The 15196-nt window shown below is 53.8% G+C and carries 7 protein-coding genes and 6 pseudogenes; 5 read left to right on the forward strand and 8 right to left on the reverse strand.

Translation table 11 applies throughout. From position 1 onward, the window contains the following. Positions 1 to 484 precede the first annotated feature (484 nt). A complete protein-coding gene (locus A1830_RS03735; RefSeq protein ID WP_067701920.1) occupies positions 485 to 1393 on the reverse strand; it encodes an SDR family oxidoreductase in 909 nt (302 codons plus the stop codon). Between the two features lie 246 nt (positions 1394 to 1639). On the opposite strand from A1830_RS03735, the gene A1830_RS03740 reads away from it, so the two are divergent. From A1830_RS03740 to A1830_RS23860, 3 genes and pseudogenes are all read left to right on the forward strand, one after another. Next, positions 1640 to 3481, forward strand: a complete 1842-nt coding sequence (locus tag A1830_RS03740; RefSeq protein ID WP_067701923.1) for a glycoside hydrolase family 15 protein — start codon at positions 1640 to 1642, stop codon at positions 3479 to 3481. Between the two features lie 122 nt (positions 3482 to 3603). Further along, a pseudogene (locus A1830_RS23170) lies at positions 3604 to 3702 on the forward strand (type VI secretion system tube protein Hcp); the annotation flags it as partial. A gap of 117 nt (positions 3703 to 3819) precedes the next feature. Then, positions 3820 to 3930, forward strand: a pseudogene (locus A1830_RS23860) (Tn3 family transposase); the annotation flags it as partial. A 238-nt stretch (positions 3931 to 4168) separates the two neighbouring features. On the opposite strand, the pseudogene A1830_RS03745 reads toward A1830_RS23860, so the two are convergent. Next, positions 4169 to 4715: pseudogene (locus A1830_RS03745) on the reverse strand (recombinase family protein). A gap of 173 nt (positions 4716 to 4888) precedes the next feature. Further along, the gene (locus A1830_RS03750; protein WP_082804077.1) at positions 4889 to 7723 is read right to left on the reverse strand and encodes an RHS repeat domain-containing protein; all 2835 of its coding nucleotides are present in this window, start codon (positions 7721 to 7723) and stop codon (positions 4889 to 4891) included. Positions 7724 to 8005: 282 nt separating this feature from the next. On the opposite strand from A1830_RS03750, the pseudogene A1830_RS22075 reads away from it, so the two are divergent. After that, a pseudogene (locus A1830_RS22075) lies at positions 8006 to 8227 on the forward strand (TIGR04028 family ABC transporter substrate-binding protein); the annotation flags it as partial. 371 nt (positions 8228 to 8598) lie between these two features. Here the strand turns inward: A1830_RS22075 and A1830_RS03755 are convergent. Next, positions 8599 to 8997 (reverse strand): annotated as a pseudogene (locus A1830_RS03755) (recombinase family protein); the annotation flags it as partial. A gap of 202 nt (positions 8998 to 9199) precedes the next feature. Here A1830_RS03755 and A1830_RS22495 point away from each other — a divergent pair. Beyond that, positions 9200 to 9613 (forward strand): hypothetical protein, encoded by a 414-nt coding sequence (locus A1830_RS22495; protein WP_156484932.1) that lies wholly within the window; start codon positions 9200 to 9202, stop codon positions 9611 to 9613. Between the two features lie 306 nt (positions 9614 to 9919). On the opposite strand, the pseudogene A1830_RS03760 reads toward A1830_RS22495, so the two are convergent. The 4 genes and pseudogenes from A1830_RS03760 to A1830_RS03775 form a co-directional block, all read right to left on the reverse strand. Beyond that, positions 9920 to 10174 (reverse strand): annotated as a pseudogene (locus A1830_RS03760) (Rpn family recombination-promoting nuclease/putative transposase); the annotation flags it as partial. Between the two features lie 892 nt (positions 10175 to 11066). Beyond that, on the reverse strand, positions 11067 to 12278 hold the full coding sequence (locus tag A1830_RS03765) for an acyl-CoA dehydrogenase family protein (RefSeq protein WP_067701932.1): 1212 nt from the start codon (positions 12276 to 12278) through the stop codon (positions 11067 to 11069). Next, positions 12271 to 13728: an MFS transporter gene (locus tag A1830_RS03770; protein ID WP_067701935.1), complete on the reverse strand. Its 1458-nt coding sequence runs from the start codon at positions 13726 to 13728 to the stop codon at positions 12271 to 12273. Before A1830_RS03770 ends, A1830_RS03765 begins: the two co-directional genes overlap by 8 nt. 15 nt (positions 13729 to 13743) lie before the next feature. Continuing rightward, on the reverse strand, positions 13744 to 15168 hold the full coding sequence (locus tag A1830_RS03775) for an LLM class flavin-dependent oxidoreductase (protein WP_067701938.1): 1425 nt from the start codon (positions 15166 to 15168) through the stop codon (positions 13744 to 13746). Positions 15169 to 15196 lie beyond the last annotated feature (28 nt).

Consider the following 15196-nt stretch of genomic DNA (forward strand, 5'->3'; position numbering starts at 1 on the left):
GGTAAGGGTTAATAATTTAGCTAATCTTTATATCACGGAAGCGAGCACTGGAGCCACTACCAATTTCTCTTATCGGTATTATGTTTTTGATGCGAGTAGAAGTGATGCGGATTTTCAGGAAAGCGTAAAAGGAGATAATAAGAAGCCTTTTCTTATAACTGACGATAAAAACGCTTCAGTTGAAGTAAAAGAAAACTGTATTTATCTTAAAATACGAGGGCGGATATACTCATACATTAGTCCCGCGTCATACCGAAACAAAACAGGTATTTTCTCTGTTCCGATCTGTATGGAATCCTCTCCCTGATAAACTCCGGAGCATGGTTGCTGACATGAATACCCTGCCTCACCCCGCCTGGCAGCACGCGACCGGTTGACTTAAGCAGGCCAGGGTTTCGCACCCTGCATAAAGGCCAGAGAGAACGCATTCTCTCTGGCCTTTTTTTACTGCATCAGGAGGCCGCTAAGACGGCATCCTGGTCTGTTACAGCGTACCGGTACCGCCGTCAGAACACCAAACCTGACCAGAGGTGTAGGTGCTCTCCTGGGAGGCGAGCGTGACGTACAGCGGCGCGATTTCAGCCGGCTGGCCTGGGCGGCCCAGCGGCGCGGTGGCACCAAATTGCTCAACTTTCTCCTGCGGCTGTCCGCCACAGCACTGTAGCGCGGTCCAGTAGGGTCCGGGGGCGACCGCGTTAACGCGAATTCCCTGCGGCCCCAGCTGTTTTGCCAGTGATTTGGTAAAGGCAACGATGGCGGCTTTCGTCTGCGAATAATCCAGCAGAATATCGCTTGGCTGGTAAGCCTGTACCGAGGTGGTATTAACGATAGTTGCGCCGCGTGGCAGATGATCCAGCGCAGCTTTTGTTATCCAGAACATGGCATAAACGTTGGTTTTAAAGGTGGCGTCAAAGTCCTCAGTCGAGAGGTCTTTAATGGATTCATGGTACTGCTGACGGCCAGCGTTGTTGACCAGAATATCCAGTCCACCCAGCTGTTCAGCGGCTTGCTTTACCAGATTCTGACAAAAGCTTTCTTCACGAATGTCGCCAGGGATAGCAACCGCTTTGCGGCCTGCTTCCTTAATTAACTTGATCACTTCCTGCGCATCTTCCTCTTCTTCAGGCAGGTAGTTGATCACTACGTCGGCGCCTTCGCGAGCATAAGCAATGGCGACGGCGCGGCCAATACCAGAATCACCCCCGGTAATAAGCGCTTTGCGGCCGGCCAGGCGTCCACTACCTTTGTAGGAGGTTTCGCCGTGATCGGGACGGGGATTCATTTTGCTCGCCAGACCAGGAAACGGCTGCTTCTGTCGCTCGAAAGGCGGGACGGGATAAGCATCGCTGTTGGTTTGGTTCAGTGATGCCGGGAGGCCATTCTTGCTCGTCATAATTTGCTCCTGTTAATTTCGGGCGGTGTTGCCACTAAGCATAGAACAGGATTTCACGATCGCCAGGTATTGTTCCCGGTAACCTTTTTTTCTGAGCCACGTGAACTTCGGCAAAAATTATCTATACTTTTCAATCAGGATGAAAAAAGACCGGGCCGGAATGATTCACTTATTCTGTCCAATGCCGTTGCGCAAAAGCCGTTTCCTGGCCGCGTATAACCCCTCCCTGACAAGGATGAGTGCCGAGTGAAAAACAAAACGTATCAGAGCCCAACGCGCAAGCAGGGCTATGCCGATCTGGGTGATTATGCCGCCATTGGCGAAGGTCGTTCCGTTGCGCTGATCGCACCCGACGGCGCCATTGACTGGTGGTGCGCCCCCAATCTCGACTCCCCGCCGCTGTTTGACCGTATTCTGGATGATGAGATCGGCGGATATTTCCAGCTTGAGCCCGTGCAGCCCTACTCCGTTCAGCGCCAGTATCGTGAAAACAGCAACGTGCTGGAAACCCGCTTTGAAACTGAAACGGGCGTGGCGCGGGTGACTGAATCGATCAATAGCACCCTGGCCGGACGACTGCCGTGGAGTGAACTGGCCAGACGCATTGAGGGCGTTGAAGGCGAAGTGGCGTTTACGCTTTGCATGCGGCCTGGCACCGTGGCGGAAACCCGCTCTCCCTGGCGTGCGGAAACGCAGCAGGGAACCGTTTTTCACATTGCGGATCTGATGCTTATGCTGCGCACCAGTGATGACGTGACCCTCGAAGAGAGCAGCGATGAACAGATAACCGGTCGGTTCACCACTTCCCCCGGCTCACGTTCGCTGGTTGCGCTTCTGGCGACGGAAAAAGAGCCGCTGGCGGTACCCGAACTGACTGCTATCGATGGACGAATCGAAACCAGCCATACGGCCTGGTGCGACTGGGTCAATAGTCTGAGCTACGAGGGGCTGTTCCCCGGTCACGTTAAGCGCTCTGCGCTGGCGCTAAAATTTCTGTGGTACTCACCGACTGGCGCACTGGCCGCTGCCGCCACCACCTCACTGCCGGAAGGCATTGGCGGCGAGAAAAACTATGATTACCGCTATGCCTGGGTACGTGATGCCTGCCTGATTATCAAATCTTTCGTCTACCTTGGTGCACTGGAAGACTGTAAGGCGGCATTCTCCTGGTTAACCCGCACCATCATTCGTCACGGCGTGCAGCTACGCGCCTGTTATACCCTCGAGGGCGGAATTGTCCCGGAAGAGCGCTACCTGCCGCTGAAGGGATATCAGGGATCCCAGCCGGTGCGGGTGGGAAATAACGCGCGCGATCAGGTCCAGCTGAGTATGTATGGCGATATGCTGGCGACCGCGCAGCTGTTTATCGAAGCGGGTCACGTGCTGGATCTGGCGACCTCACGTATGCTGGGAGAACTGGCTAACTGCTGCGCCGACAGCTGGCGGCAGAAGGATTCCGGCATCTGGGAACTGCCTGAAGAGCAGCACTATACCCACTCTAAAATGGCCTGCTGGCTGGCGCTGGATTCAGCGGTAGCCATGGCGGAAGGCAAGCATATTGAGCCGACCTGGGTTGAGCGCTGGCAGCGTGAGCGCGATCGCATCCGCGACTGGATTGAAACGCACTGCTGGTCCGAATCAAAACAGGCGTATCTGTTCTACCCCGAGAGCGAAGCCGGACTGGATGCCTCGATGGCGCTGGTTTACCACTATGGCAATACGGTTAATCCGCAGCGGATGCTGTCAACCTATCAGGCGATTCAGAGGGAACTGGGGCATGATACGGCGATGCTTTATCGCTACAGCGGCGTAGAACAGGAGGAGAGCACCTTTGTCGCCTGCTCTTTCTGGCTGGCTGAGGCCTGGGCGGCCATGGGCGAACGCGAGCGGGCAGAAAATGCCATGAATGAGATCCTCGACAGCCTGTGCGATCGCGGTAACGTTGAGACCTTCAATGAGATGTTTGACGTCAGAACGGGCAGCTGGCGCGGCAACTTGCCTCAGGGTCTTAGCCACCTCGCGCTCATCTGTGCCGCCCAGAGGATTTCGACGGCTGGCGAAACGCATTCTGGTAGCAACACTGAATGATATATCAATCGCGTACGCATTCATGCCGCATAAGCTAACTCTGCTCCCCTGCCCGGTGTCATCGCCGGGCTAAAATACAGCGAAGAACTCCTATAGCTACAATGGCAGGAATGTCAGCGATAAACCACATGGAGTCGGTATCTTTCATGTATGAAAAGATCACCTGGAAATATTGCGACGGGAACATTTTGTTCTCTGACAGCTGGGAAGACCGTGCCTGAAGAAGTTACCGGACGTAGCCCGGTTTCGTTTACCGTTATTTGTTCAACATTTTTTCTATTAGGCGAACTGCAATCTGGTAGCCCACGATAGTTATCAGTGTACATCCGACAAGAAGCGAGGTAGCTTCAGCGGATGGTATGCGCTTTGTCACCCCGGTGAAAACCCTCAACTCAGGCCCTAACAGAAAATACTTTGGTTCCAGACGCGGTATCACCTGGTACAACTTCCACAGACTAAAAATATGCGCTAATGGTCAGGTGAAATGAATAAGAACCTTTTGTATGTTGTAACTAATTACCTGACTGAGACCCAGGATAAAACCTGCACAGTCCTGAGCTGGCTGTTAAAGGAGGATCCTTTATTCATACGCTGGTTAACCTTAGCTGAATTACCTGGTTCACCTGCCCCTTCAGAAGTCCGATATTAACTGCCACATCTCTGTAAATACTGACTTTTAAGGATCCACTATGCTGACCCCTTTTTTTCCAGGGCCAGGTAGACTGAGGCCCTCCCGATCCCAAGCTGACGAGCAATGGCCATGGCCCCCATCTTCTCCGTGGTGAACAGGCGCCAGACCTCTGCCGGATCTATTGAGGGCTTTCTTCCCCGGTACACGCCCCGCGCTTTCGCCGCGGCAATCCCTTCCATCTGGCGTTCACGTCGCAAATTGGTTTCAAACGCAGCGAAAACGACCAGCATATCAAGGAAGGCCTTGCCTGCTGCTGAACGCGTATCCACTGGCTATTCTGTTGCCCTGAGCGTTACGCCGGGCATACACGATATCCTGCAGGTCCTTAATGCTGCGTGCCAGGCGATCCACGCGGGTCACCATCAACGTATCACCGGGGCGCAGGAACTCCAGCAACAGTTGCAACTCGCTCCTTCCGGTACGGCTGCTTCCGCTGGCTTTTTCTGCCCGGATGATTTCACAACCGGCAGAGCGGAGAATTTGTGTCTGAAGGATAAGATCCTGATCGCTGATTGAAACGCGGGCATAGCCGTAAAGTGCCATTTTGGTGAAAGTGTCTCATTAGACTCTAGATGATGAGAACGTAACACCAGGATGAGGCAAAACAACCCAAATGAGACAGAAAAACTGTCTCACCGGATTGCCTTCTTTAGGTCTACTGATAAAAGACAAATCAGAATATTTTTTGAAAAAATAGCCTGAATAGTGTTAATAAATTACAATGACTTCCAACGCGGATTCGCGATAAGAGACGGGGCTTCGGGTTTGAAGGTTTTTTTCTGCTGGGAAAAATAACTATAGAAATTAGCATTTTTTGCAGTATAAGCCAGATAACGAGTTGCTGTTGTAAAAGAGTCTGCATTTTTCAGCGCGTCCAGACTTCCTCGGGTACGTCGTTGTTGGATAGTTTCCTCACGCTCTCCTTTAGTTGTCGGTAGCTTTTCTGGTTCAAGAAGAGCGAGCATAGCATTTAACTCCTGATATCCCTCATTCTTCACCACTCCAATATACGCATTATCTTCCGTATTCAGGCTGAGGTGTGAAATTTCATGAATCAAAATATGAGCTAAATGATCAATGCCAAGTGTCTCATTTTTTTTGACTTTTCCCAGTACATCCGTATAAGTATTCATGTAAATTTTCTCCCCACGCTGAAATGCTTGAGTATCGGCTTCGGCTGCTACACTCTCCGATTTTTCTCCAGATGCGGTTATCTTCAGCGGGGAATACTGGACATTTCTTTTCGTATCCAGTTTATTTACCCCCTGTAACACATTTTTTATTTGCGCCTTCCAGATACCTAGTTTTTCTTCTCCCATATGCAGCCCAAAAAATGTCTTATAGATATCTAACGCTACTTCATTATTAGATGAGTTATTCAAAAACTTCTCAGCGACTGATAATTGTTCTGCAGCTAAATATTTAGCTTCTTTAATATAGGTTCTGCCAACCTCCTGTTGAGATTTTTCCTCATTTGGAGCAAGTCCATCCTTATCAAAAAACCTTAGAGGATTATTCCGTACCATCCTGAACAGGTTCAGCCCGTCCACTGTGCCAGCCGGGTCCGCGCTAAGCCACCGACCCGCCCACGGTTGATAGTACCGATACCCGTAGTAATACAGCCCCGTCGCGTCACGCTCCTTGCCCGAATAGCGCGCGGTCTTGTAATTCGCTTCCACCGCGCTGCGGGCTGTCCATACCGCCGTACCACCATACGGGTAATATTCCTCCATGCTGATAATGTTGCCGTTGCCGTCCAGCTCCAGCTGGCTGCTGCCAATCAGATTGTCGTAACTGTAACGCATCTGACCGCTGCTGATGTCTGCCGGTTTGCCGCTCTCCCAGTGCAGCGCCCGCACCTGTGCCCGGCCCGCCTCGCCCACGGTTATCACCTGCAAACTCTCCGTTTCTATACTGCCTGTTGAAGTCGTGCGCAGCTCCAGCCCCGGCAGGTACATCACGCGCTGCGTCTGTTGGCTGCTGTTTGTTTTCTGCATGCTGACTTTCAGAAGTCTCTGGCTGCTACCGTCATAGCGGTAACTTTCCCGGTCATCCGCGCTTCCATCTCGCACCACCGGCGTCACCTGCAGCAACTCATTACGTTGTGTCCAGACCAGGTTCTGCCCTGGCTGCAGCTGTTTCTGCTGTCCGCCCGCCGTGAACAGCGCGTCCACCTCTGCCGGATTATCCGTCAGGGTACTCAGCACGCCCCGGTTGCTGCGGTCGCTTAACGTGATGTTTGTGGTGTAACTGTTACTGGTCGCCGGGGCACTGTGCCTGATTTGCGTCAGATTGCCGGCCTCGTCATAAGTGTAAGTGCGGGTGTAACTGGTATATGCAGAGCTGTCGGTGGGGAGGGGTACGGTGGCGGACGGTAAGCTGCTGCCCTGCTGTCCGGTATTGGCCATCTCGCGCCCGGTGGCGCTGACCAGCTGGTACAGGCTGTCATAGGCGTATGTGTTCTCAGGCACCACTTTCTGATTGCGCCAGAAGCGGGTCTGTTCGGCGTCATTGCTGATTTTCAGCACGTTGCCCACCGGGTCGTACTCATAGCGCAGGTCCTGCAGGACCCTCGCACCTGAGGCGTGTCCTGCCGGACGCTCCGTTTTAATGCCGGTCAGGCGCTGCGTCTCTGCTTCATACGTGTACGTGGTCACCACGCCGTTGCCGTGTACCTCGCGCAGCTTCTGCCCGGCAGCAGAGTATGTCAGGGATGTCACGATAGCCTGCTCTTTTCCGCCCTTTAGCGTCAGCCAGCTGCCCGACAGCAGGCCTGCCACGCCGTACGCCACTCCCTGCGTATTGCCTTTTGCATCGGTGGTGGTCAGCACCGCGCCGGTGGCGTCAGCGGTGGTCAGGGTAGAGTATGTTTCAGTATCGAGCCGGTCATTCCAGGCGGAGACGTCAGTCCCCTGCCAGGCGGCTGCCACATCGGGGTTATCCGCATCCTTCAGCAGACGGCGGGTGACGGAGAGCGGCACACCCGTCAGCGCCACGCTGTCGGTCTGCACCAAGCCGGCCGTGTCGTAGTGGCTGACGCACAGTCTGGCGAAGTTGAGGGCTTTCTCCGCCTCGGTATTGCCGGCATACACGAAGCGCTCCGTGATGCGGGCGGCTTCACCGGTGGCCTGTTCGGTCACGCTCACCGGACGCCCGGGCAGTTCTGAGTCTTCATACTGCCAGGTGCGGGTCACCGCCTGGCTTCTGTCCTCCGCGCCATCACCGGCAGTGCTGATGTTGCTGACCGCCAGAAACGGCCGGCCTGCGGCGTCATTCAGGCTGACGGTGGTACTGTTATCGACTCCCTGCGTGTGCAGGATGCTGCCGGCCAGGTCCGTGAAGTATGTGAAGGTCGCCAGCCCAGCGTCGTGCAGGCGCGGGTCAGCGCTCTGCGTCAGAAAGCCGCGGGTATCGTACTGATGTCGAGTGATGCACTTACTGGTAGCGTCCGGGGAGCCGGGATGGCGGTGGTACGCGATATCGCGCACGGTCAGTCCGCGATTGTCGAAAACCGTCACCGTCGGGGTTTTGCTGAACAACGATGTGCTCATGGGATTCTCCTGTGTATGTTATGCAGCCGGTCAGGCTGCAAAGACAATCATACAACAATCAGGATAATTCCACCTGGACAGGCACTTTCAGAGTGGGCCGGAGAAAGTTGATGGTATATAAATTTCATTTGCAATTATTGTGAGCCCGGGAGGATTTTCATTGTCACCTAATCTGAGCCGAAAATTGTGCTGATTGCGAGTCGGAGGGATTTCGATTGCGAGCCGCTACATGTATCCCCCTGCGGGTGGATTTTACCCTAATGGTGGCATTCTGAATCAGATTACCGACCGGATAACCCGCTGGTCAGCGACCTTCGCGTCCGCCGAGCACTACTGCATGCCACCAATGCGAAGGCAGGTCGTTGAAACCCTGTTCTCCCCTAACTACCCCCAGGCCACTTCAGTCATTGCGGCGACGGCCGCAGGATATATGAATCTTTGCCGCAGCCGCAAAACAAAGAAGTGCTGCAGCTCATCGCCCAGCATTGGCGTCAGGTCGGCGTGGAATAGTTGAACCAACACACCCTGAAACCATGCGCTCCATGGAGTTGATTGCCGGGCATATTGCTCCCTTGCTGAGAACGTTGGAAAAGTCCCTTTAACCAGACAGTATCGTGACCACGGCAACAGATTTACTGGCTTACCCTTTCCTCCCTCTAACGGGCAAGGGTAAGCCTGACTTCCCTACCCTTCAATCAGCCAGAAGAAAGTTTCCCGCATTATTTCGATTTTGTCCTGACCTCCTGCTGAATTTTCAATATCAACTCACTACGCTGATGCCTGCCTAAAGGTAAACGAAGCTTAATTGCATGTTGTAACTAAAAGGTTTGGATATAAAACAGCGGCGGCAGTGACAATGTGCCAGTCACACCAAACTTCGCCGCGGCAATCCCTTCCATCTGGCGCTCCCGGCGAAGGTTGGTTTCACATTCAGCGAAAACGCCCAGCATATCGAGAAAAGCTTTACCTGCTGCCGAGCGCATGTCCACTGGCTGTTCTGTTGCCCTGAGCGTTATGCCCTGCTGATTCAGGGCATATACGATACCCTGCAGGTCCTTAATGCTGCGGGCCAGGCGATCCACGCGGGTCACCATCAACGTATCACCGGGGTGCAGGAACGCCAGTAACAGTTGCAACTCGCTCCTTCCGGTCCGGTTGCTTCCGCTGGCTTTTTCTGATCGAATGATTTCACAACCGGCAGCGCGAAAAGTTTGTGTCTGCAGAGTAAGATCCTGGTCGCTGGTTGAAACGCGGGCATAGCCGTAAAGTGCCATAATAATGAGAACTGTCTCATTTAACTCCAGATGATGAGAACGTAACTCCGGGATGAGACAAAAACAACCCAAATGAGACAGAAAAACTGTCTCACCGGATTGACTATTTTGGGTTTACTTAAAAAATACGTATGGGCGTTTTTTTATAGTATTACAGGATGGATTAGCTATAATTATGAATAGATAAAAAAGGAGAAATTTTATGCATGGAAACTCAATTAATTCATCAATACCAAGTAACTCCATTTACCAAGTTGCAAGCAATCAAAATGTAAGCGAGAACTCAAAAAAAAAATTTATAAAAAATATTAGTAGAACTTTTCAGTCACAGGTAAAAATGACCTCGTTAAAGCGAAGAATTAAAACTCATCATGAACTAAGTAAGGATTCGATAGAAAAACATAGAGCCAGCTTAGATGAATTTTATAGAAATGAGTTAATTAATGAAGATTTACATCCATCCGAAGATACTGCGTTACATCTGATAGTAAAATCTCAGGTTAAGGCTGCAAATGATAAATTCTCAGGCTCACGTGTAAAGCTTGTTTTCCAGAAATACCATGGTGTGTCAATGGTGGACACAAAACCCTACTTGCCGACAAGGAACAAAACATAAATAAAATCGATGATGTTTTTTAAACAATAGTGTTTTTATTTTCAGTTATTGTGAGCCCGGTGAAATGGATTTCAAGCCGGGCCGGATAAATGCGAGCCCATTATCACTTAATGTGAGCCGGTGGCATTTTTCATTTGCAGTTAATGTGAGCCGAAAATTGCGCCGATTGCGAGTCGGGGGGATTTCGATTGCGAGCCACTACAGCTACAGTTACTTCTGAACAAAACATGCTTTCTAAAGAAAGAGTATCCGGAGCCCGCTACGCAGGGCATCTGATGTGCTGACGGTCAGGCAGGGAGAGGATGGTTAGTGGCGGATCTGCGCCAGGTCGTCTTCTGTCAGCCCGGTCATTTTCTTGACGGTATTGCGGTAATTGCCGTTCTGCATCATGGTACGGACTATTTTCAGAGTTGCTTCGCGCTCACCTTCTGAACGACCTTCCTGTCTGCCAAGCTGGATACCTTTCTCAATACCCTTCTGCTCGAGTTGTTGTGCGATGGTCATAAGTGCGTCTCCGTGTTGCAGCACACGCTGTGCCAGTTCGCGAACAAAGGCTTCAGACCCCTTTCCTTTTCAGTTCATCTTTCGTGCCAGGTGTGGTGGTTTCAGCATCTGGCAGGCAGGATGCTTCTGCGGTTTTATCTGGTCTGACTGCCTTACGGCGAGTTCCGGATTTCATTCAGTCTGTGCTGCTGCTCCGCAGGCAGGGTACCCTCCTCCGGTGTGGTGCTTTCATTAAGCTGCATCCGGACGGCAATGCCGGAATCATGGCAGGCCTGCAGCCACTGTGCGATCTGCAGCGGATCGCCGCTTCCGGGAAAGTGCTATATTGGGCAGAAAGCGGATTCTGTAGAGAAGGTGATACGGTAATTTAAATGCGTGGCTGTATGCCTGCTTATTATCAGGTGGTCAATGATTGCGAGTTAATTGGTTGCTTTATTAATTATAAAGCACCTAATTATTACATGTGGAACATTTATGTTTGCATCAATGAAGACTCCGGGTGATTTCAGCTATGCCTTCGAAAAATTCGCAACGCCATCGCATCTTCTGAAAAGCGAGATGCAGATTTCGCGAAGGATACCGCGCTGGAAATTCTCAGCAGTAAGTATGCGCGGTTCCGTCAGGAGCTCATGTCGTGCGTAATATTTCGGATTACGTCGCCCCGGGTGTTTAGTAACTCTAAACAAACCGAATGATGTGCCAGTCACACCAAACCGAATTAGCACATTTTTCGGCGATAAACTGGATGCCTGTAAGGGGATCACAAACCATTCTCAGGGATACCGCTATGACAAAACCACCCAGAGTTTTATCAATGGGAAAACCTCCCCCTATGGGGAATGGTAACGGGTAATATTCTGCGAAATCAGAGCGTCTTCTGGGACCCATTTGATACACAAACCGGCTACCCCAGGTATTACTGGCGGGGTAGCCGTGCCCGACTCTTCCCCTATTCGCCGTTGCCTATCTGCCAGACATAGGTGGGTTCGCTACCGTTAACCTCCCAGTCTCCGACGTTACGCATTTTATAAATCACCGGATTATGCGATGCCAGCGTCCGGGCATTGCGCCAGTGCCTGTCCAGCGCTTTGCTGAGCCGGGTATCCGATGCGCCCAGCGCGTTAAATAACTCCCCTGCCGCGCGGGTAATCAGTTCGCAGGCGATGACCTGCGCTTTTGCAGATTCCACCTCGGCAAGGATATTGGCGTGCCGGATTGCACTCTCGCCCTCAGCGTTATTATGGGTTTCAAAGGCCTGCTGGAGCGAATGCGTGGCGCGCTGGACGGTCGATTCAACCGCCCACGCCCAGCTGGCAACCTGCCCCACCACCTGAAGTACCTGGGCATCCTGCTTCACCTGTCTGGCGTTACCGTGACTGTAGATACGTTTACGACCCGCCACGCCCTGTGCGGCATCCCGACTGATGGCCCGGCCAATGCCCGCCAGCGTCGATAGCAGCACATGCTGATAAAAAGCGGTCTGATAGCGGAAGCGTTCACTAAAGTCATAAACGTGCGGCGGCTCTACCCTCGCCTGCTTAAAGCGCGTGGTACCGCTGCCGGTCAGGCGCTGTCCGAAACCGTCCCAGTCATCATCGCACTCGACCTCCGGCTGGTGCGTGCTGACCACGGCGATGACATCGCGGCCGTTATCAGTCCGCTGTGCGTAAACATCGATCCAGTCAGCATAAAGCGTTCCGGTACTGTAAAATTTCTCGCCAGACAGGTGCCAGCCGTTTTCAATGGGCGACACTTTAGTCAATACCTCACCCAGCTTCAGGTTGCCAATCTCACTCCAGCCGCTGCCAACCAGCTCCCCATCGCGAAAGCGATTAAACCAGCGGCGGCGATCTTCACTGTCCGGCTGATTTAAGCGGTCTTCAACAAAGGCAAAGTGTGCTCTGAGCGCCTGAGGAAGATTAGAGTCCGCTTCGGCCAGTTCGGTCAGCAGTTGAAAAAGCTGCGGGAGCGTAGCGCCCAGCCCCCCCTCCGCCACGGGAATGCGCAGGGTGCCAAAGCCCGCTTCTTTTAACCAGCGGATCGGCTCATAGAGCAGCTCTCTCTGTCGTTCCCGCTCTGTCGCACCCGCTGCGATACGGGTAAATATCGGACGAAAGCGAGCAGCCAGCGCGTCATACTCGGGTTGATATGATTCAGACATGGTGTTCTCCTGTGTCGTTCAGGTCATCGATATCCTGACGGGTCGGTTCGTAACGAATGATGAGTAGGAAGAAGATCGGGATAATGGCGGCCAGCGAAACAATCCAGAACATATTAGTGCCGTAAGCGGCCTGCAGTATGGGCAGGATAAACAGCGCCAGCGCGCTGCCGATGCCGGAGAGCGAACGCCCGAATCCCACGCCGGTGGCGCGAATATGGGTTGGGTAAGCGAGCGCCGGATAGATCATCATCTGGGCGCCAGGGCCAAAGCCTTCGGCAAACAGCCACAGCCCCAGCATCAGAACGGCAAAGACTACCCCGGCCGCCGCCTGCGGATGCCCGACCAGCGCCAGTGAAATCAGTGCGATAAATTGCAGGGCAAAACCGGCTATGGCCACATGACGGGATTGAAACTTCCATGCCAGACGCATCCCCAACAGGCCGCCGGTAAAAGCAAACAGCGCGTTGAGCCCCAGTGAGGCCGAGATCGTCTCAAACACCCCGGCACCCAGAAAGCGGGCCAGGATAGAGGGCAGAAAGAAAGCGATGGCGGTGTATTCAAATGAAATACAGATATTCATTACCGCCGTCACCAGGGTTCGCTCACGCCAGGGTTTTTGAAACAGCAGTCGGAAGCTGCCTGCCTGGCGCGCGCGCTCCTCATCCACCCGCTGGCCCGTATCCTGCGCATGGGCATTGATGCCGTAAGCCTGACGCAGAATGCGTGCGGCCCCGGTTAAATCGCCCTGCTTCGCCGCCCACAGCGGTGACTCATTCATAAATTTGCTGCGTACGGCAATGATCAGCAGCGCGGGGACTGCGCCAAACAGCAGCGAGGCGCGCCACAGCCAGTTAGCGTGCCCGGCAGGCAACAGGAACCAGAGCGCGAAAACGATCAGAAAGCAGACCGAGGAGGCGGCGTACCACATCGGGCACCAGGCCGCCAGCCGACTCGCCTTGTTACTTTTCCCCGTAAACTTAGAGAATTCGGCCAGGTAGGCCATCGCTACCGGGAGATCGATGCCGACTCCGATGCCCATCAGAAAACGCGCCCCAATCAGTACCCAGACATTGGGCGCCAGTCCGGCGGCAATGGCGGAAACCACAAAAAACAGCATATCGGCCATAAACACCGTATAGCGGCCATATTTGTCCGTCAGCCAGCCGCCGATCAGGTTACCTGCGATGGTGCCGATCATGATCGATGAGGTCACCAGCCCGGTTAGCGCTGGCGTCAGGCCGAACTCTTTCACCACGTCGTCAATGCCGTAAGAGAGCGTGGTGAGATCGTAGGCATCCAGGAAAACGCCGCCCAGCGCCAGAAAGACGATCCAGCGGGCATAGCTGTTCTTATGCGCGCTGTTGTTGATCAACCGCGCCACATCGCTAACCGAACTGACCGGTGTCGAAGAGGGTGGCGCGAGGGTATCGTCAATATTGAGCGTGTTCATTCAGACCTCCCTGAGTTATTCATGCAGGTTGCCGGTAGCCGTCGCGAACTCCGCCTGGGCGGGTTCGCGGGAAGGATGACGGTAGCCGGCGCCGGGATGCGGTGCCACCAGCCGGGGGCCCTGCCCGAACAGCTTTTCCCGCAGCGTGCCTGGCCGGTAATCCTGCTTATACACGCCGCGCTTTTGCAGCTCGGGTACCAGCAGCTCCACCACGTCGGTAAAGGTTTCATGGGTCACCGCATAGGCCAGGTTAAAACCATCGACGTCGGTCTCCTCTACCCACGCCTGCAGTTCATCCGCCACCGTTTCCGCACTGCCCACCAGCAGCGGACCGAAACCGCCGATCCCAACCCAGTCGGCCAGCGCCTGCACCGTCCACTGTCGGTTGGGATCGGCGGTGGAGAAGGTTTCCACCGCCGACTGAATGGCGTTGGTGTGCAGATTTTTCAGCACCTGATCCGGCGCGTACTGGCCAAAATCAATACCGGTCCAGCCTGAAATCAGCGCCAGCGCCCCTTCATAACTGACGTAGCCCTTGTACTCCTGCCATTTAGCCTGCGCGGCGCGATCCGTGTCGGCCACAATCACCGTTTGCAAATTAAAAATCAGCACGCTGCGCGGGTCACGTCCCGCTTCGGCTGCACGACGACGAATGTCAGCAACCGTCTTTTTCAGCAGCACTTTTGACGGCGCGGCGACAAAGACGCATTCGGCATGTTCAGCGGCAAACTGTTTACCCCGACTGGATGCCCCGGCCTGATAAAGCACCGGCGTACGCTGCGGTGAGGGTTCACACAGATGGATGCCGGGCACCTGGAAAAAGGCCCCCTGATGATTAATGGGATGGATCCGGGCGGGATCGCTGAAAATACCCCGCTGGCGGTCACGTATCACCGCCCCCTCTTCCCAGCTGCCTTCCAGCAGTTTATAGACCACCGCCAGGTACTCATCGGCATAATCGTAGCGGGCATCGTGATCGGTCTGCGCCTGATGGCCGATATTCTTCGCACCGCTCTCCAGATAGGAGGTCACAATATNCCAGCCGATACGGCCCTTAGTCAGATGATCGAGCGTGGAGAGACGGCGGGCAAAGGGATAGGGATGCTCGAACGACAGGGAGGCCGTCAGACCAAACCCCAGATTTTCCGTCACCATCGCCATCGGGGTGATCAGTGCGAGCGGATCGTTAACCGGCACCTGCGTGGCATGACGCAGGGCGGCATCGTTATTACCGTTGAGCACGTCATAGACGCCCAGCACGTCGGCGATAAACAGTCCGTCAAACCTGCCACGCTCAAGCAGGCGCGCCAGATCGGTCCAGTAGTCCAGATCCTTGTATTGCCAGGAACGGTCGCGCGGATGCATCCACAGGCCAGGCGACTGATGACCGACACAGTTCATATCAAAAGCATTCAGGCGTATTTCGCGTTGCAAAGACATAGCACACTCCACGGTCAGACACGGCCAG

This window comes from Erwinia sp. ErVv1 (assembly GCF_900068895.1).
Taxonomy (GTDB): domain Bacteria; phylum Pseudomonadota; class Gammaproteobacteria; order Enterobacterales; family Enterobacteriaceae; genus Erwinia.